The organism is Aquimarina algicola, from assembly GCF_006443095.1.
Taxonomy (GTDB): domain Bacteria; phylum Bacteroidota; class Bacteroidia; order Flavobacteriales; family Flavobacteriaceae; genus Aquimarina; species Aquimarina algicola.
On record NZ_VFWZ01000011.1, the window covers coordinates 155,163 to 172,932 of the forward strand.

General features: G+C 35.0%; 31 protein-coding genes. All 31 read right to left on the reverse strand.

What is annotated here, in order from left to right:
• Nucleotides 1–57: 57 nt before the first annotated feature.
• Complete coding sequence (gene carA, locus FHK87_RS25215) at nucleotides 58–1,176, reverse strand: glutamine-hydrolyzing carbamoyl-phosphate synthase small subunit (protein WP_140597662.1); 1,119 nt, start codon at nucleotides 1,174–1,176, stop codon at nucleotides 58–60.
• Between the two features lie 118 nt (nucleotides 1,177–1,294).
• Nucleotides 1,295–1,780 carry a 50S ribosomal protein L17 gene (gene rplQ / locus FHK87_RS25220; protein WP_140597663.1) on the reverse strand — a complete coding sequence of 162 codons (486 nt, stop codon included), beginning with the start codon at nucleotides 1,778–1,780 and terminating at the stop codon, nucleotides 1,295–1,297.
• 61 nt (nucleotides 1,781–1,841) lie between these two features.
• The gene (locus tag FHK87_RS25225; RefSeq protein WP_140597664.1) at nucleotides 1,842–2,834 is read right to left on the reverse strand and encodes a DNA-directed RNA polymerase subunit alpha; all 993 of its coding nucleotides are present in this window, start codon (nucleotides 2,832–2,834) and stop codon (nucleotides 1,842–1,844) included.
• Nucleotides 2,835–2,858: 24 nt separating this feature from the next.
• Nucleotides 2,859–3,464, reverse strand: a complete 606-nt coding sequence (gene rpsD / locus FHK87_RS25230; protein ID WP_140597665.1) for a 30S ribosomal protein S4 — start codon at nucleotides 3,462–3,464, stop codon at nucleotides 2,859–2,861.
• A gap of 154 nt (nucleotides 3,465–3,618) precedes the next feature.
• Nucleotides 3,619–4,002, reverse strand: coding sequence for a 30S ribosomal protein S11 (gene rpsK / locus FHK87_RS25235; protein ID WP_140597666.1), 384 nt, complete (start codon nucleotides 4,000–4,002; stop codon nucleotides 3,619–3,621).
• Nucleotides 4,003–4,114: 112 nt separating this feature from the next.
• Nucleotides 4,115–4,489 carry a 30S ribosomal protein S13 gene (gene rpsM / locus FHK87_RS25240; RefSeq protein ID WP_140597667.1) on the reverse strand — a complete coding sequence of 125 codons (375 nt, stop codon included), beginning with the start codon at nucleotides 4,487–4,489 and terminating at the stop codon, nucleotides 4,115–4,117.
• A gap of 2 nt (nucleotides 4,490–4,491) precedes the next feature.
• A complete protein-coding gene (gene ykgO, locus FHK87_RS25245; RefSeq protein WP_013621733.1) occupies nucleotides 4,492–4,608 on the reverse strand; it encodes a type B 50S ribosomal protein L36 in 117 nt (38 codons plus the stop codon).
• Nucleotides 4,609–4,725: 117 nt separating this feature from the next.
• The gene (infA, locus tag FHK87_RS25250) at nucleotides 4,726–4,941 is read right to left on the reverse strand and encodes a translation initiation factor IF-1 (protein WP_008613577.1); all 216 of its coding nucleotides are present in this window, start codon (nucleotides 4,939–4,941) and stop codon (nucleotides 4,726–4,728) included.
• Entirely contained in the window at nucleotides 4,941–6,281 is a 1,341-nt protein-coding gene (gene secY, locus FHK87_RS25255) for a preprotein translocase subunit SecY (protein ID WP_140597668.1), read from the reverse strand. Before secY ends, infA begins: the two co-directional genes overlap by 1 nt.
• 10 nt (nucleotides 6,282–6,291) lie before the next feature.
• Entirely contained in the window at nucleotides 6,292–6,744 is a 453-nt protein-coding gene (gene rplO / locus FHK87_RS25260) for a 50S ribosomal protein L15 (RefSeq protein ID WP_140597669.1), read from the reverse strand.
• Nucleotides 6,745–6,753: 9 nt separating this feature from the next.
• Nucleotides 6,754–6,933 carry a 50S ribosomal protein L30 gene (gene rpmD, locus FHK87_RS25265; RefSeq protein ID WP_027392536.1) on the reverse strand — a complete coding sequence of 60 codons (180 nt, stop codon included), beginning with the start codon at nucleotides 6,931–6,933 and terminating at the stop codon, nucleotides 6,754–6,756.
• 11 nt (nucleotides 6,934–6,944) lie between these two features.
• Nucleotides 6,945–7,469, reverse strand: a complete 525-nt coding sequence (gene rpsE, locus FHK87_RS25270) for a 30S ribosomal protein S5 (RefSeq protein ID WP_140597670.1) — start codon at nucleotides 7,467–7,469, stop codon at nucleotides 6,945–6,947.
• Between the two features lie 5 nt (nucleotides 7,470–7,474).
• Complete coding sequence (gene rplR, locus FHK87_RS25275) at nucleotides 7,475–7,831, reverse strand: 50S ribosomal protein L18 (protein ID WP_140597671.1); 357 nt, start codon at nucleotides 7,829–7,831, stop codon at nucleotides 7,475–7,477.
• Between the two features lie 11 nt (nucleotides 7,832–7,842).
• Entirely contained in the window at nucleotides 7,843–8,385 is a 543-nt protein-coding gene (rplF, locus tag FHK87_RS25280; RefSeq protein ID WP_140597672.1) for a 50S ribosomal protein L6, read from the reverse strand.
• Nucleotides 8,386–8,406: 21 nt separating this feature from the next.
• Entirely contained in the window at nucleotides 8,407–8,805 is a 399-nt protein-coding gene (gene rpsH / locus FHK87_RS25285) for a 30S ribosomal protein S8 (RefSeq protein WP_140597673.1), read from the reverse strand.
• Nucleotides 8,806–8,875: 70 nt separating this feature from the next.
• Nucleotides 8,876–9,145 carry a 30S ribosomal protein S14 gene (gene rpsN / locus FHK87_RS25290; protein ID WP_140597674.1) on the reverse strand — a complete coding sequence of 90 codons (270 nt, stop codon included), beginning with the start codon at nucleotides 9,143–9,145 and terminating at the stop codon, nucleotides 8,876–8,878.
• 2 nt (nucleotides 9,146–9,147) lie between these two features.
• Entirely contained in the window at nucleotides 9,148–9,699 is a 552-nt protein-coding gene (rplE, locus tag FHK87_RS25295) for a 50S ribosomal protein L5 (protein WP_140597675.1), read from the reverse strand.
• A 2-nt stretch (nucleotides 9,700–9,701) separates the two neighbouring features.
• Complete coding sequence (gene rplX, locus FHK87_RS25300) at nucleotides 9,702–10,016, reverse strand: 50S ribosomal protein L24 (protein WP_140597676.1); 315 nt, start codon at nucleotides 10,014–10,016, stop codon at nucleotides 9,702–9,704.
• Between the two features lie 12 nt (nucleotides 10,017–10,028).
• Nucleotides 10,029–10,397 (reverse strand): 50S ribosomal protein L14, encoded by a 369-nt coding sequence (gene rplN / locus FHK87_RS25305; protein ID WP_140597677.1) that lies wholly within the window; start codon nucleotides 10,395–10,397, stop codon nucleotides 10,029–10,031.
• Between the two features lie 2 nt (nucleotides 10,398–10,399).
• On the reverse strand, nucleotides 10,400–10,657 hold the full coding sequence (rpsQ, locus tag FHK87_RS25310) for a 30S ribosomal protein S17 (RefSeq protein ID WP_140597678.1): 258 nt from the start codon (nucleotides 10,655–10,657) through the stop codon (nucleotides 10,400–10,402).
• Nucleotides 10,658–10,669: 12 nt separating this feature from the next.
• A complete protein-coding gene (rpmC, locus tag FHK87_RS25315; protein WP_140597679.1) occupies nucleotides 10,670–10,864 on the reverse strand; it encodes a 50S ribosomal protein L29 in 195 nt (64 codons plus the stop codon).
• A 14-nt stretch (nucleotides 10,865–10,878) separates the two neighbouring features.
• Nucleotides 10,879–11,298 (reverse strand): 50S ribosomal protein L16, encoded by a 420-nt coding sequence (rplP, locus tag FHK87_RS25320; RefSeq protein WP_140597680.1) that lies wholly within the window; start codon nucleotides 11,296–11,298, stop codon nucleotides 10,879–10,881.
• Nucleotides 11,299–11,318: 20 nt separating this feature from the next.
• Nucleotides 11,319–12,044, reverse strand: a complete 726-nt coding sequence (gene rpsC / locus FHK87_RS25325; protein WP_140597681.1) for a 30S ribosomal protein S3 — start codon at nucleotides 12,042–12,044, stop codon at nucleotides 11,319–11,321.
• Nucleotides 12,045–12,052: 8 nt separating this feature from the next.
• Nucleotides 12,053–12,460 carry a 50S ribosomal protein L22 gene (rplV, locus tag FHK87_RS25330; protein WP_140597682.1) on the reverse strand — a complete coding sequence of 136 codons (408 nt, stop codon included), beginning with the start codon at nucleotides 12,458–12,460 and terminating at the stop codon, nucleotides 12,053–12,055.
• Nucleotides 12,461–12,468: 8 nt separating this feature from the next.
• The gene (gene rpsS / locus FHK87_RS25335) at nucleotides 12,469–12,747 is read right to left on the reverse strand and encodes a 30S ribosomal protein S19 (protein WP_024770876.1); all 279 of its coding nucleotides are present in this window, start codon (nucleotides 12,745–12,747) and stop codon (nucleotides 12,469–12,471) included.
• A gap of 6 nt (nucleotides 12,748–12,753) precedes the next feature.
• Complete coding sequence (gene rplB / locus FHK87_RS25340; protein ID WP_140597683.1) at nucleotides 12,754–13,578, reverse strand: 50S ribosomal protein L2; 825 nt, start codon at nucleotides 13,576–13,578, stop codon at nucleotides 12,754–12,756.
• A gap of 9 nt (nucleotides 13,579–13,587) precedes the next feature.
• Entirely contained in the window at nucleotides 13,588–13,878 is a 291-nt protein-coding gene (gene rplW / locus FHK87_RS25345) for a 50S ribosomal protein L23 (RefSeq protein WP_140597684.1), read from the reverse strand.
• Nucleotides 13,879–13,883: 5 nt separating this feature from the next.
• On the reverse strand, nucleotides 13,884–14,513 hold the full coding sequence (rplD, locus tag FHK87_RS25350; RefSeq protein ID WP_140597685.1) for a 50S ribosomal protein L4: 630 nt from the start codon (nucleotides 14,511–14,513) through the stop codon (nucleotides 13,884–13,886).
• Nucleotides 14,513–15,130, reverse strand: coding sequence for a 50S ribosomal protein L3 (gene rplC, locus FHK87_RS25355; RefSeq protein ID WP_140597686.1), 618 nt, complete (start codon nucleotides 15,128–15,130; stop codon nucleotides 14,513–14,515). The genes rplD and rplC overlap by 1 nt, the downstream gene beginning before the upstream one ends.
• A 187-nt stretch (nucleotides 15,131–15,317) precedes the next feature.
• Nucleotides 15,318–15,623, reverse strand: a complete 306-nt coding sequence (rpsJ, locus tag FHK87_RS25360) for a 30S ribosomal protein S10 (RefSeq protein WP_010181931.1) — start codon at nucleotides 15,621–15,623, stop codon at nucleotides 15,318–15,320.
• An 11-nt stretch (nucleotides 15,624–15,634) separates the two neighbouring features.
• Nucleotides 15,635–17,761: an elongation factor G gene (gene fusA / locus FHK87_RS25365; protein WP_140597687.1), complete on the reverse strand. Its 2,127-nt coding sequence runs from the start codon at nucleotides 17,759–17,761 to the stop codon at nucleotides 15,635–15,637.
• Between the last annotated feature and the right edge of the window lie 9 nt (nucleotides 17,762–17,770).

A 17,770-nucleotide genomic window follows, 5' to 3' on the forward strand; every position in this document is an offset into this window, starting at 1 on the left:
AACGTTTTAGCATTATTCGTGATTAACACGTCATTAATTTTACTTTATGTTTTTGTGTTATACTGTTTCTTTCACTTTTTTGATATTCTCAATAAACTGATCAAAAAGGTAAGTCGAATCATTTGGTCCCGGACTTGCCTCTGGATGATATTGTACTGAAAAACAATTTTTATTTTTCATTCGTATTCCTGCTACAGTATCATCATTTAGGTGTAGATGCGTGATCTCAATATCTGAATGATTTTCTGTTTCTTCTTTATGTATTGCAAAACCATGGTTTTGAGAAGTTATTTCTCCTTTTCCTGTAAGAAGATTTTTTACCGGGTGATTAATCCCTCTATGACCATGATGCATTTTATAAGTACTAATCCCATTTGCCAATGCTATGACCTGATGTCCTAAACATATACCAAACAAAGGTAAATCTCTTTCTATAATTTCTTTGGCTAGTGCTATTGCATCTTTCAAAGGTTCTGGATCTCCTGGACCATTAGACAAGAAATATCCATCAGGATTCCACTCACTCATCTCTTCAAAAGTGGTATTAAAAGGAAATACTTTGATATAAGCATCTCTTTTTGCTAAGTTTCGCAAAATATTTTTCTTTATCCCTATGTCTAAAGCAGAAATTTTATAGGTAGCATTTGGATCTCCTACAAAATAAGGAGCAGTCGTTGATACTTTGGAAGCCAATTCTAATCCATTCATATTGGGTACAGCTGCCAATTCTTGTTTTAAAGCATCTATATCATCAATCTCTGTAGAAATTACAGCATTCATAGCTCCATTATCCCTAATATAAGAGACTAAAGCTCTAGTATCAACATCTGAAATTGCGAGTAAATTATGTTTTTCTAAAAACTCCTGAAGAGAACTATCTGCATTCACTCTAGAATATTCAAAACTAAAGTTCTTAACAATTAACCCAGCTATTTTTACAGAATCAGATTCGTTTTCTTCATCATTTGTTCCGTAATTACCTATATGCGCATTGGTAGTCACCATTAACTGACCATAATAGGAAGGGTCTGTAAAAATCTCTTGATATCCGGTTGTTCCTGTGTTGAAACAAACTTCACCAAATGCTTTACCTTCTTTTCCAACTGCTTTACCATGAAAAATAGTTCCATCTGCTAGTAAAAGAATCGCTTTTTTTCGAGATTGATATTTTGTCATTTTATTATTTATTTAGTACTTCTATTTCTAAAAATAAGGTTTTTACAATTTTTCAAAAAAAAAGGATAAACGACGAACGCTTATCCTTTGTATCTTATGTGTCACTCACACTCTTCATTTATTCTTCTTCAGAACTAGAAGTGTCTGCTACAGGTGCAGCCGGTGCAGCGGTTTCAGTTTTTTTACTTCCTCCTCTACCTCTTCTTCTTGCTTTCTTCTTAGTAGGTTTTCCTGCGTTATACAATTCGTTGTAATCAACCAATTCTATCATTGCCATATCTGCATTATCACCTAAACGATTTCCTAGCTTTATAATTCTAGTATAACCTCCTGGTCTATCACCAACTTTTGAAGCTACTTCTCTGAACAGTTCTGTAACTGCGTATTTATTACGTAGTTTACGGAACACAATACGTCTATTATGTGTTGTATCTTCTTTTGATTTAGTTACTAGTGGCTCAACAAACTGTTTAAGCGCTTTTGCTTTTGCAACAGTTGTATTAATTCTTTTATGTTCTATTAAAGAACAAGCCATGTTTGCTAGCATCGCTTTACGATGAGCAGATTTTCTACCTAAATGATTTACTTTTTTTCCGTGTCTCATGACATTTAATTTTAATCATCATCTTGCATCGACTCACTCTTGAGGTGCAAAATATGATGTATTAATCTTTATCTAATTTATATTTGGAAAGGTCCATACCAAAGTTAAGTCCTTTCACATTTACTAACTCTTCTAATTCCGTTAATGATTTTTTACCAAAGTTACGGAACTTCATCAAGTCATTTTTATTATATGATACTAAGTCTCCCAAAGTATCAACTTCTGCAGCTTTTAAACAGTTAAGAGCACGAACAGAAAGATCCATATCTATTAATTTTGTTTTTAATAGTTGTCTCATGTGAAGCGATTCTTCATCATAAGTTTCTGTTTGAGCTATTTCATCAGCTTCTAAAGTTATTCTTTCATCAGAGAATAACATGAAATGATGAATTAATATTTTAGCCGCTTCTGTCAAAGCATCTTTAGGATGTATAGAACCATCAGTAACGATTTCAAAAACTAATTTTTCATAATCAGTTTTTTGCTCTACACGATAGTTTTCTATGCTATACTTAACATTCTTAATTGGTGTGTAGATAGAGTCAGTGAAAATAGTACCTATTGGAGCATTAGCTTTCTTATTTTCTTCTGCTGGAACATAACCCCTACCCTTTTCGATAGTAATCTCAAGATTAAGAGCCACTTTTTTGTCCATGTTACAGATAATCAAGTCAGGATTTAAAACTTGAAATCCAGAAATGAATTTTTGAAAATCCCCTGCAGTTAACTGCTCTTGACCAGACACTGAAATTGTAACAGATTCATTATCTATATCTTCAATTTGACGTTTAAAACGTACTTGTTTAAGATTTAAGATAATTTCTGTAACATCTTCTACTACTCCAGAGATAGTAGAAAATTCATGATCTACCCCCTCTATCCTTAAAGATGTAATAGCAAATCCCTCTAGTGAAGATAGCAAAACTCTTCGTAAAGCGTTACCAATTGTTAATCCATACCCCGGTTCTAATGGTCTAAATTCAAATTTACCATCAAACTCTGTGGAGTCGATCATGATAACTTTATCGGGCTTCTGAAAATTTAATATTGCCATATTATTGTTTCTTCTTAGAGTTAATTACTTAGAGTATAATTCGACAATGAACTGCTCATTGATTTTTTCAGGAATTTGTATTCTCTGTGGAATTGATACAAAAGTACCTTGTTTAGTTTCGTTATTAAAAGTAATCCACTCATAAACATTGCTGTTATTAGCAAGAGCATTTTGAATCACCTCTAAAGATTTTGATTTTTCTCTTACACCTACAACATCTCCAACTTTCAATTGGTAAGAAGGAATATTTACTAGTTCTCCATTTACAGTAATATGCCTGTGAGAAACTAATTGTCTTGCTCCTCTTCTAGAGTTTGACAATCCCATTCTAAATACTACATTATCTAAACGAGACTCACATAACTGAAGTAATACCTCACCGGTAATACCTTGTGCACGTGTTGCTTTTTCGAACATATTACGGAATTGACGCTCTAGAATTCCATATGTATATTTTGCTTTCTGCTTTTCCATTAATTGGATCGCATATTCACTTTTCTTTCCTCTTCGTCTGTTATTACCGTGTTGACCAGGAGGATAATTTCTTCTTTCGAATGACTTATCGTCACCAAAAATCGCTTCTCCGAATTTTCTAGCGATTTTAGTCTTTGGACCAGTATATCTTGCCATTATTTATGATTTAGTTATAAGAGGGATTATGAATTAAGGTCTCTTTCCTTCGATAATCGTATATTCCTCTTTTAGATTTACTTATTATACTAAAACATCCTGAAACTATACACTTTAATATAAAGTGTAACATTTCCAGGATAAATTATTTTTTTTAAACTCTACGTCTTTTTGGAGGACGACATCCATTGTGTGGTATAGGAGTTACATCTACAATCTCAGAAACTTCTATCCCAGAGTTATGGATAGATCTAATTGCAGATTCTCTACCGTTACCAGGTCCCTTTACAAAAACCTTTACCTTTTTAAGACCTGCCTCAATAGCTACTTTTGCAGCATCTTCTGCAGCTAACTGAGCAGCATAAGGAGTGTTCTTTTTGGATCCTCTAAATCCCATTTTACCAGCAGAAGACCAAGAAATAACGTCTCCTTTTTTGTTGGTTAAAGAAATAATAATATTATTGAAAGAAGCAGTTACGTGAGCTTCTCCTATAGATTCTACTATTACTTTACGTTTTTTTGAAGTTGACTTTGCCATATTTTCAAGTATTTAGCTTATAGTACATAGCAGTTAGAGTTTTATTTAATAATTTTAAAAAAAATTACACTTATTCTAACCTCTAAATACTAATACTAACTTCTATTTTAGATTATTTAGTCGCTTTCTTTTTATTAGCTACTGTTTTTCTTCTTCCTTTACGCGTTCTAGAGTTATTCTTTGTACGCTGTCCTCTTAAAGGCAATCCAGATCTATGACGAATACCTCTGTAACATCCTATATCCATAAGACGTTTGATGTTCAATTGAACTTCTGAACGTAATTCTCCTTCAATAGTATAGGCTCCTACTGCTTCACGGATACGACCTATTTGATCATCATCCCAATCTGAAACTTTAATATTTTCATCCACTTTAGCGGTAGCTAATATTGTCTTTGCTCTACTTCTACCGATTCCGAAGATATAGGTTAATGCTATAACTCCTCGCTTTTGTTTGGGTATATCTACCCCTGCAATTCTTGCCATAATTATCCTTGTCTTTGTTTAAATCTAGGATTCTTTTTATTAATCACATAAAGTCGCCCTTTTCTGCGTACAATCTTGCACTCGGCACTTCTTTTCTTTATTGATGCTCTAACTTTCATCTTTATTTTGTTTTTGTTTGCAAAACACTATGCAAAAATTGCATTTTATTTTAACAAATTGGATAACAAGATTTTTCAGCGTGCAAAAATACACAAAAAATCTTAATTACCTAAATATTAATATCTATATGTTATACGAGCTTTTGTAAGATCATATGGACTCATTTCTAGTTTCACCTTATCACCCGGTAATAATTTAATATAATGCATACGCATTTTACCAGAGATATGTGCCGTAACTACATGTCCATTTTCTAACTCTACACGAAACATTGCATTGGACAATGCTTCTATAATACTTCCATCTTGTTCTATTGCAGGTTGTTTTGCCATTATGCTACCGCTTTACGATTTTTACCTGTTTTCATTAACCCATCATAATGTCTATTTAACAAGTACGAATTAACCTGTTGCATAGTATCGATAGCAACCCCTACCATAATCAACAAAGAAGTACCTCCAAAAAACAGAGCCCAACCTTGTTGTACGTTTAGAAGTTTTACTGCTATTGCAGGAAATATAGCTATCAATGCAAGGAATAATGATCCCGGTAATGTAATTTGTGACATTATTTTATCTAAATACTCAGAAGTCTCAGAGCCAGGACGTATTCCAGGAATAAAACCTCCACTTCTTTTTAGATCATCTGCCATTTTATTAGTAGGCACAGTTATCGCTGTATAAAAATATGTAAAAATTATAATTAACAATCCAAACACAATATTATACCACAAACCAAATATATCACTAAAAGCAGCTGTAACACCTTGCGCAGTTTCAGACTCTGAAACTTGCGAAGCTATAAGCCCAGGCACAAACATAATAGCTTGTGCAAAGATTATTGGCATTACACCAGAAGCATTTAATTTTAAAGGTATATACTGACGAGATCCAAAAACATTTTTTTCATATCCCCCACCAGCGGTTCTTCTAGCGTATTGAACAGGTACTTGTCTAACTGCCATAACTAGCAAAACAGAAGCTAGAATGATTACAAACCAGATAACTAATTCGATAAGAACCATTATCATTCCTCCACCTTCTCCAGAAACTCTTGAAGAAAAGTTCTGAACAAAAGATTGCGGTAAAGTAGCAATGATACCTACCATAATCAAAAGAGAAATTCCATTTCCTATACCTTTATCTGTTATCTTTTCTCCTAACCACATTGAAAAAATACAACCCGTAGATATGATGATTACAGATGATACAACAAAAACAGTTTGATTAGGTATAACGAATGCTTCCGCAGGGAGTGTAGCAAATAAATTATAAATATAGCCAGGTCCCTGAACCAAGGTAATAGCAATAGTTAACCAACGTGTTATCTGATTAATTTTTTTCCTTCCGCTCTCACCTTCTTTTTGAAGTTTCTGAAGATAAGGAATAGCTATCCCCATCAGCTGTACCACAATAGAAGCAGATATATAAGGCATTATACCTAAAGCAAATACAGAAGCATTAGCAAATGCTCCTCCTGTAAACGCATTAAGTAAACCTAATAATCCATCTTGAGTTTGAGTTCCCAGACTAGCAAGCTCTGATGCGTCTACTCCAGGAAGTACAACTTGTGCTCCAAATCGATATACTAAAAGCAATCCTAGTGTTACTATGATTCTGTTTTTTAGTTCTTCGATTTTCCAAATGCTCTTTATTGTATCAATAAATTTCATGAATAGTTTTTTATAAGGTTACTGCTTCGCCACCTGCTGCTTCGATAGCAGCTTTTGCAGTGGCAGTAAATTTGTGGGCTGAAACTTTTAATTTTGCCTTTAATTCACCTCTCCCCAATATCTTAACTAAATCATTTTTTCCAGCAAGACGTGTTGATAAAATCACATCTAAATCCACAGTATCCTGAATTTTTCCCTCGTCTACAAGTTTCTGTAGTGTATCCAAATTGATTCCTTGATATTCTTTTCTGTTAATATTTTTGAAACCAAACTTAGGCACTCTTCGTTGTAAAGGCATTTGTCCACCCTCAAAACCAATCTTTTTAGAGTATCCTGAACGTGACTTAGCACCTTTATGACCACGAGTAGAAGTTCCTCCTTTACCAGAACCTTGTCCGCGACCTACTCGTTTATTGTTATTTTTTACTGAACCTGCAGCAGGTTTTAAGTTACTTAAATCCATTTGCTCAAATTATTTTGTTTCAACAGAAACTAAATGTTTAACTTTATTTACCATTCCAAGGATATTAGGAGTGTCGTCATGCTCCACAACCTGGCCGATCTTTTTAAGACCTAAGGCCTCTAGGGTCCTTTTTTGTCTCTGAGTGCGATTTATAGCACTTTTTACTTTTGTAATTTTAATCTTTGCCATCGTTCCTTAATTTATCCTTTAAACACTTTTTCTAGTGAAATACCTCTTTGTGTTGCTACTTGTTGAGCGCTTCGCATTTGTAACAAAGCATCAAATGTGGCTTTTACAACATTGTGTGGGTTAGATGATCCTTGATTTTTAGAAAGTACATCATGTACTCCTACAGATTCTAATACCGCACGTATAGCTCCACCAGCGATTACTCCTGTACCTGTTGCAGCAGGCATAAGTAATACTCTTGCTCCACCGTACTTTCCTTTTTGTTCATGAGGTAAAGTACCTTTGTGTAATGGTATACGAACTAAATTCTTTTTTGCATCTTCCACTGCCTTTGCAATCGCTTCAGCTACCTCCTTAGATTTACCTAAACCATGACCAACAACACCGTTTTCGTCTCCTACAACTACTATAGCAGAGAATCCAAATGCTCTACCACCTTTTGTTACTTTAGTAACACGCTGTACACCAACTAAACGGTCTTTTAATTCTAGTCCACTTGGTTTTACTAATTCTGCGTTTTTATATTTCTGATACATATTCTTTAGAATTTAAGTCCTGCTTCTCTAGCACCTTCTGCTAATGATTTTACTCTACCATGATACAAATATCCTCCTCTGTCAAAGGATACTGTTTCAACTCCAGCTTGTTTAGCTTTTTCTGCTAATGCTTTTCCAACTAAACCTGCTTTTTCAACCTTATTACCAGATGCTGAAGCAATATCTTTATCTCTTGATGATGCTGAACTTATTGTTTTTCCAGAAACATCATCTATAATTTGAGCATAAATTTCTTTATTACTTCTAAAAACAGATAATCTAGGACGTTGTTCTGTTCCGCTTATTTTTCCGCGGATTCCCTTTCTTATTTTTGCTCTTCTTGAATCTTTTGAGAATGCCATAACGTTAGTTATTATGCAGATTTACCTGCTTTTCTTCTTAATTGCTCTCCTACGAATTTAATTCCTTTTCCTTTATAAGGCTCTGGCTTACGGAAACTTCTAATTTTTGCCGCTACCTGACCTACTAACTGCTTATCGTGAGAAGTTAATTTTACAATAGGGTTTTTACCTTTTTCAGAGATAGTTTCAACTTTTACTTCAGGTGCCAAATCTAGCACAATATTGTGAGAAAAACCTAAAGCTAAATCTAATTTTTGTCCTTGGTTAGAAGCTCTATAACCAACTCCTACCAACTCTAATTCTTTAGTAAACCCTTCAGAAACACCAATAACCATGTTATTGATTAAAGCTCTATAAAGACCATGCTTTGCTTTATGGTCTTTAGCATCACTTGGTCTCTCTAAGAAAACTTGACCTTCTTCAACTTTTACATCAACGCTGTCGATCTCTTGAGAAAGCTCTCCTAATTTCCCTTTAACAGTAACAACATTACCTTTCACTTCTACAGTGACACCAGACGGAATAGTTACTGGATTTTTTCCTATTCTTGACATTTCTTTTTGTCTTTTATACTGTTAATAAACGTAACAAAGTACCTCTCCACCTACATTCTCTTGCTTTGCCTGCTTACCAGTCATTACACCATGAGAAGTTGAAACAATCGCAATACCTAATCCGTTAAGAATTCTTGGTATATCATTAGCTCCTGCATATTTACGAAGACCAGGTTTACTGATTCTTTGTAATTGTTTAATAACAGGCTCTTTGGTCATCTTATCGTATTTAAGTGCGATTTTAATAGTACCTTGAGTTGTGTTATCCTCAAATTTATAACTTAAAATATATCCTTGATCGAATAATATTTTAGTAATTTCTTTTTTAACCTTTGATGCAGGAATCTCAACAACTCTATGTTGAGCTCTATTCGCATTACGTATTCTGGTTAAATAATCTGCAATAGGATCTGTATTCATTATTATTTATTTATGATATTGGTTTTCGATAATAAATCGAACCTTAAATCAATTAATACTTTTTGTTATATTACCAGCTTGCTTTGGTTACTCCAGGAATTAATCCTTTGTTAGCCATCTCTCTAAAAGTAACACGAGAAATTCCAAATTGACGCATATATCCTTTTGGTCTTCCTGTTAGCTTACAACGGTTGTGCATACGAATAGGAGAAGCATTTTTTGGTAATTTTTGTAATGCTTCATAGTCGCCTGCTTCTTTAAGAGCCTTACGCTTTTCTGCATATTTAGCAACAGTTTTAGCTCTTTTTACCTCACGGGCTTTCATTGATTCTTTAGCCATAATTAATTCTTTTTAAAAGGTAACCCTAGTTCTGTTAACAATGATTTTGCTTCTTTATCCGTATTTGCAGATGTTTCAAAAGTAATATTCATTCCTGAGATTTTATTTACTTTATCAATATCTATTTCTGGAAAAATAATTTGCTCAGTAATACCTAAAGAATAATTTCCACGACCATCAAAACCAGTAGCTTTGATTCCGTTAAAATCTCTAACACGAGGTAATGCAGAAGTAATTAGACGATCAAGAAATTCATACATCCTTTCTCCTCTTAGCGTTACTTTTGCACCTATAGGCATACCTTTACGAAGCTTAAATGAAGCAACGTCTTTCTTTGAAATTGTAGGAACTGCTTTTTGACCAGTTATTGTTGTTAACTCGTCTACAGCATAGTCAATCAATTTTTTATCAGCTACAGCCGCACCAATACCTCTACTTAAAACTATTTTTTTAAGTTTTGGTACTTGCATTACGTTTTCGTAACTAAATTCTTCTCTAAGAGCAGACACTACTCTGTCTTTGTACTCTTGTTTTAATCTTGGTATATAGGCCATAACTATATTACTTCATTAGATTTTTTAGAAAATCTTACTTTCTTATCACCTTCCATTCTATACCCTACTCTTGTAGTTTCTCCATTTGAAGTCAAAAGAGAAAGGTTAGAAATATGAATAGGCGCTTCTTTTTTTACAATACCTCCTTGTGGATTAGTTGCACTAGGCTTCTGGTGTTTAGAAACTAAATTTACACCCTCTACAATTGCCTTGTTTTTATCTATGAGTACTTTTTGCACTTTACCCTCTTGACCTTTATTGTCTCCAGCGATAACTCGCACAGTATCTCCTGATTTTATCTTTAGCTTTATTGCCATCTTCAAAACGTTTTAAAGCACTTCTGGCGCTAGTGAAACAATCTTCATGAATTGCTTATCACGAAGTTCTCTTGCAACAGGACCAAATACACGCGTTCCTCTCATTTCTCCAGCAGGGTTTAACAAAACACATGCATTGTCGTCGAAACGAATATAAGAACCATCTGGCCTGCGTACTTCTTTCTTAGTACGAACTACAACTGCAGTTGAAACTGCTCCTTTTTTAATATTTCCATTAGGAGTTGCTTCTTTTACACTGACAACTATTTTGTCTCCTACAGAGGCGTATCTTCTCTTTGTACCGCCAAGAACACGAATTGCTAAAACTTCTTTAGCTCCCGTATTGTCAGCTACTTTTAATCTAGACTCTTGTTGTACCATAATTACTTCGCTCTTTCAATTACTTCTACTAATCTCCAGCATTTGGTTTTACTCAAAGGTCTTGTTTCCATGATCCTTACAGTATCACCAATATTGCAGTCATTTTTCTCGTCGTGTGCAACATATTTTTTAGTTTTCAACACGAATTTTCCATACATGGGATGTTTTACTTTTTTAACTTCAGAAACCACGATTGATTTCTGCATTTTGTTACTAGTAACAACTCCTATACGTTCTTTTCTTAAATTTCTTTTTTCCATCTTTCAGCAGAATTAACCGTTTAATTCTCTTTTTGTTAGCTCTGTTGCAATTCTTGCAATAGATCTTCTCACTTTACGAATTTGTAAAGGATTTTCTAGTGGCGACATTGCATGAGCCATTTTTAAATCTGAATACTCTTTGCGAGATTTACCAAGTTCTTCTTGTAATTCAGCTGTAGATAATTCTTTTACTTCTGATTGTTTCATAATCATTTCAATTATTAAGCTTGATAATCTCTAGCTACGATAAACTTTGTTTTAACAGGAAGTTTTTGTGATGCAAGACGTAATGCTTCTTTAGCAACATCATAAGGAACACCACTTATTTCAAATAATATTCTTCCTGGCTTTACTACCGCTGCCCAATATTCTACTGCACCTTTACCTTTACCCATACGTACTTCAAGAGGTTTTTTAGTAATAGGTTTGTCTGGAAAAATTTTGATCCAGAGAGAACCTTCTCTTTTCATATAACGAGTAGCAGATATACGTGCCGCTTCTATTTGTCTAGCTGTAATAAAACTTGAATCTAACGATTTGATTCCGAAAGTTCCGTTTGAAAGGGTATGTCCTCTATGAGAAAGACCTTTCATACGTCCTTTTTGTTGTTTACGGAATTTTGTTCTTTTAGGCTGTAACATTGTTTAATTACTTTAAAAAATTACTTTCTACGACGTGATTTATTATTTCCACCACTTCGTCCTCCTCTGTCACCTTTTCCTTGTTTTTTGGATAAACCAACTAAAGGAGAAAGTTCTCTTTTACCATATACTTCGCCTTTCATGATCCATACTTTGATCCCTAATCTACCATAAGTAGTGTGGGCTTCAACTAAAGCATAATCGATGTCAGCTCTAAAGGTTGATAAAGGAATACGACCTTCTTTATAAGATTCTGTACGTGCCATTTCAGCACCGTTTAATCTACCAGAAATCTGAACCTTTATTCCTTCTGCATTCATTCTTATTGCAGCCGCAATAGCCATCTTGATTGCTCTACGATAAGAGATACGACTCTCTATTTGCCTAGCAATACTAGAAGCTACAAGAAATGAATCTAATTCAGGTCTTTTGATTTCAAAAATATTGATCTGTACTTCTTTATCAGTAATTTTCTTAAGCTCTTCTTTAAGCTTGTCTACCTCCTGTCCACCTTTTCCGATAATAATACCAGGTCTGGCAGTGGTGATAGTAACGGTTACAAGTTTAAGCGTACGCTCAATAATTACTCTAGATACACTAGCTTTAGATAAACGTGCGTGTACATACTTTCTAATCTTATCGTCTTCGGCAAGTTTATCACCGTAGTCATTACCTCCATACCAGTTGGACTCCCAACCTCTAATGATACCAAGGCGATTTCCGATTGGATTTGTCTTCTGTCCCATAGTTTATATTAGCTTTGTGTATTATTGTTAGCTCCTAACACGATAGTTACGTGGTTAGAACGTTTTCTTATTCTGTGTGCACGACCTTGAGGTGCAGGACGAAGTCTTTTTAACATACTTCCTCCATCAACACGTATTTCTTTGATAAATAAATCAGCATCTTCAATGCTTGCATCTTCATTCTTAGCCTGCCAATTTGCAATCGCAGAAAGCAATAGCTTTTCTAGACGACGAGAAGCTTCTTTAGGGTTAAATCTAAGAATATGAAGTGCTTTCTCTACTTTCTCACCACGAATTAAATCCGCAACCAAACGCATTTTGCGTGGTGATGTCGGGCAGTTATTAAGTTTAGCAAAAGCAATCTGCTTTTTCTCTTCTTTAATTCTATCTGCCATTTCTCTTTTACGAACTCCCATGACTTAAATTATTTTTTACCTTTATTTTTTGCTCCTGCATGTCCTCTAAACGAACGTGTAGGTGAAAATTCTCCTAATTTATGACCTACCATATTCTCTGTAATATATACAGGAACAAATTGACGGCCATTGTGAACTGCTATAGTTTGCCCAACAAAATCAGGAGTAATCATTGATGCTCTAGACCAAGTCTTGATTACTGATTTTTTGTTAGCTTCAACATTTGCAGCTACCTTTTTCTCTAATTTATAGTGAACGTAAGGTCCTTTTTTTAATGAACGTGCCATATCTTATTATTTCTTTCTACGTTCTACAATATACTTATTACTCGCTTTCGTTTTAGAACGGGTTCTAAATCCTTTTGCAGGTAAACCTTTTCTAGAACGTGGATGACCTCCTGAAGAACGACCTTCTCCACCACCCATTGGGTGATCTACCGGGTTCATTGCTACTGGTCTAGTTCTTGGACGACGCCCTAACCATCTGGTTCTACCAGCTTTACCACCAACGATTAATTGATGATCACTATTAGAAACAGCTCCTATGGTCGCCATACAACTTACTAGTATCATTCTAACTTCACCTGAAGGCAACTTTACAGTAGCAAACTTACCATCTCTCGCCATTAATTGCGCAAAAGAACCTGCACTACGAGCCATAACGGCTCCTTGTCCAGGGCGTAATTCTATACAAGAGATTATTGTACCAAGTGGAATATCACTTAAAGGCATTGCATTACCAATTTCTGGAGCTACATTGTTACCAGAAACGATATTCTGACCAACTTGTAATCCATTTTGAGCGATTACATAACGCTTTTCTCCATCTTGATAGTTAACAAGTGCAATAAATGCAGTTCTGTTTGGATCGTATTCTATTGTAGCAACAGTAGCAGGAATTCCTTGCTTGTCACGTTTAAAATCAATAATACGATACCTTCTTTTATGACCTCCTCCTTTGTAACGGATAGTCATTTTACCTTGACTGTTTCTACCACCAGTTCTTTTTTTCGGAGCTAATAAACTCTTCTCCGGCTTATCAGTAGTAATTGCGTCAAATCCATTTACTACTCTAAAACGCTGACCTGGGGTAATTGGCTTTAATTTTCTTACTGACATTTTTTAGTCTTAAAGATTACTATATAAATCAATTACTTCACCTTCCGCCACCTGTACGATTGCTTTTTTATAAGCAGCCGTTTTACCAGTGATCATACCTGTTTTTGTATAACGGGTTTTTCGATCCGGACGGACATTTATAGTTCGAACTTTAGTAACAGACACTCCATAAGCAGCTTCCACTGCTTTTTTGATCTCTACCTTATTCGCATTTTTATCTACCACAAAACCATAGCGATTAAACACTTCACTATCTGAGGTAGCCTTTTCTGTAATAATAGGTTTTATTAAGATACTCATGGCTTCTATTTACTTAAATTCGTTTCAATTCCTTTCAAAGAACCTTCTAAAAGCACAACATTATTAGCATTAAGTATTTTGTAAGTACTTAATTCTGAAGAAGTTATAACTTCTGAGGCTTTTAAATTGCGTGACGACAAATATACATTTTTATTTGGCTCAGCCAACACAAACAAAGATTTTTTATCTTCTAACCCTAAAGACTTTAAAATTGCCGTAAAATTCTTAGTTTTAATAGCATCAAAAGTAAAGTCTTCAACAACTGTTATTGCCTTATCACTTGCTTTGATACTTAAAGCTGATCTACGAGCTAGTCTTTTTAAGTTTTTATTCAATTTGAAAGAGTAACTACGTGGTCTAGGACCAAATATTCTACCCCCTCCTTTAAACACAGGCGACTTAATACTACCTGCTCTTGCAGTACCAGTTCCTTTTTGTTTTTTGATTTTTCTAGTACTACCAGTAATCTCTGCTCTTTCCTTAGCTTTGTGAGTTCCTTGACGTTGATTTGCCAAGTATTGCTTCACATCCAAGTACACAGCATGATTATTTGGCTCTATACCGAAAACAGCATCTGAAAGGTCTACCTTTCTTCCTGTTTCTTTTCCGTTGATATCAAATACTGCTACTTCCATTACTTTTCAATAGTTACATAAGCATTTTTGTGTCCAGGTACACACCCTTTCACAACAAGTAGATTCTTTTCAGGAACTACTTTTAACACTCTTAAGTTTTGAACTTTTACTTTTTCTCCACCCATTCTTCCAGCCATACGCATTCCTTTGAATACTCTAGCAGGATAGGATGCCGCACCGATAGAACCAGGGGCTCTTAAACGATTATGCTGACCATGAGTAGCTTGTCCTACTCCACCAAAACCGTGTCTCTTAACAACACCTTGAAAACCTTTACCTTTAGACGTTGCAGACACATCTACAAACTCTCCTTCAGCAAAATGCTCTACAGTTACTGTATCTCCTAATTTGTACTCCTCACCAAAACCTTTGAATTCGACAACTTTACGTTTAGCAACAGTTCCTGCTTTTTTAAAGTGACCCATAGCCGCTTTAGTAGCATTTTTGTCCGCTTTGTCATCGAAACCTAGTTGAACAGCTTCATAACCATCAACTTCTTCGGTTCTGACTTGGGTAACCACGCATGGTCCAGCTTCGATCACCGTACATGGAATGTTTTTTCCATTTTCGTCGAAGATGCTGGTCATACCGATTTTTTTTCCTATTAACCCAGACATATTAAAATTATTTATTAATTATTCTTATTTATAAAGTGTGAAAATTACTTTTCTAACTTTTCTTTGTTTATTCGCAAAAAAACAGGGTCAAAATAATTTCAACCCTGAAATATATTTTTGCCGTTTTTCTCTCGCACGCAGCTCGAGACATTTTATTGTAAGTTCTTTAGCTTACTTAAAGATTTTATCAGACTTTTATCTCTACTTCCACACCACTTGGTAATTCTAGTTTCATCAACGCATCAATCGTTTTTGAAGAAGAGCTATAAATATCCAAAAGTCTTTTATAAGAACTTAATTGAAATTGCTCTCTAGATTTTTTATTTACGTGTGGAGAACGAAGCACTGTAAAAATCTTTTTATGCGTTGGCAAAGGAATTGGACCTGTTACAACAGCACCAGTACTCTTTACTGTCTTTACGATTTTTTCAGCAGATTTATCTACTAAATTGTGATCGTAAGATTTAAGTTTTATTCTAATTTTTTGACTCATTTCTGTAATAATTAAGCGTTAACTCCTTTTGCAGCAGCAATTACTTCTTCTGAAATATTAGAAGGAGTTTCGGCATAGTGAGAAAATTCCATTGTAGAGGTTGCTCTACCAGAAGATAATGTTCTTAATGATGTTACATATCCAAACATTTCTGAAAGAGGAACAATTGCCTTTACAACTTTAGACCCGGAACGATCACTCATGTCATTCACTTGACCTCTTCTTCTATTCAAGTCACCAACGATATCCCCCATATTTTCTTCTGGAGTTAATACCTCTAGTTTCATGATTGGTTCCATAATAACAGCTTTCGCAGCTTTTGCAGCAGCTTTATACCCAAGCTTAGCCGCCAATTCGAAAGACAACTGATCAGAATCCACATCATGGTAAGACCCATCAGTTAAAGTAACTTTCATAGCGTCCATTTCGTATCCAGCCAAAGGACCATTCTTCATAGCTTCTTTGAAACCTTTCTCTACAGAAGGAACAAATTCTTTTGGTACATTACCTCCTTTGATCTCTGAAACAAACTCAAGACCTACTTTACCTTCTTCTGCAGGCTCCATAGTAAATACGATATCTGCGAATTTACCACGACCACCAGATTGCTTTTTGTACACTTCTCTATGATCTGCACGTGCAGTAATAGCTTCTTTGTACTCAACTTGAGGCTGCCCTTGATTTACTTCTACCTTAAACTCACGCTTAAGACGATCTACAATAATATCTAAGTGAAGCTCACCCATTCCAGAAATAATTGTTTGTCCTGAGGCTTCATCTGTTCTTACTGTAAAAGTAGGATCTTCTTCAGCTAACTTAGCTAAAGACATACCTAATTTATCTACATCAGCTTTAGTTTTTGGCTCAACCGCAATACCAATTACCGGATCTGGGAAATCCATTGATTCTAAAACAATAGGATTTTTCTCGTCTGATAATGTATCACCTGTTTTTATATCTTTAAAACCAACAGCTGCACCAATATCACCTGCTTCTATGTACTCTATAGCATTTTGTTTATTAGAGTGCATTTGGTATATACGTGAAATACGTTCTTTTTTACCTGAACGATTATTCAACACATAAGAACCAGCATCTAACCTACCAGAATATGCACGGAAAAATGCTAAACGACCTACGAATGGATCTGTAGCAATCTTGAATGCTAAAGCCGAAAACGGTTCTTTTACATCAGGCTTACGAGAGATCTCTTCATCTGTATTTGGGTCTGTTCCTACAATAGCATCTTTATCTGTTGGTGAAGGTAAGTAACGGCAAACTGCATCTAATAAAAACTGTACACCTTTATTTTTGAATGCAGATCCACATACCATAGGAATGATTGACATATCCATTACAGCAGCTCTAAGCGCAGCATGCACCTCGTCTTCTGTAATAGAATCTTCATCTTCCATATATTTCTCCAATAAATTCTCATCATAAGCAGCAACTTCTTCAATAAGCTTACCCCTTAATTCTTTTGCTTCTTCTTTAAGATCTTCTGGAATATCAATAACATCAAAAGTAGCTCCTTGAGTCTCATCATGCCATACAATGGCGCGATTCTTAACTAAGTCAACTATACCTTTAAAGTCTGCTTCATCACCAATATTTAAAACGATAGGCACTGCATTAGAACCCAACATTTCTTTTACTTGATTACAAACTGCCAAAAAATTAGATCCTTGACGATCCATTTTATTTACAAACCCCATTCTAGGAACTTTGTAATTGTCAGCAAGTCTCCAGTTAGTTTCTGATTGAGGTTCAACACCATCAACAGCACTGAATAAAAAAACTAAACCATCTAAGACTCTTAAAGAACGGTTTACTTCAACTGTAAAATCAACGTGACCTGGAGTATCAATAATATTAAAGTGATATCCTTTAGCATCTGCAGTTGGCTTACCGTTTTCCGTAGGAAAATTCCATGTACAGGTAGTAGCAGCAGAAGTAATTGTAATACCACGTTCTTGCTCTTGCTCCATCCAATCCATAGTAGCCGCACCGTCGTGTACTTCACCGATTTTATGACTCACTCCGGTATAATATAATATACGTTCAGTAGTTGTAGTTTTTCCTGCGTCGATATGCGCCGCAATTCCAATATTTCTTGTGTATTTTAAATCTCTAGCCATTTCTGTTAT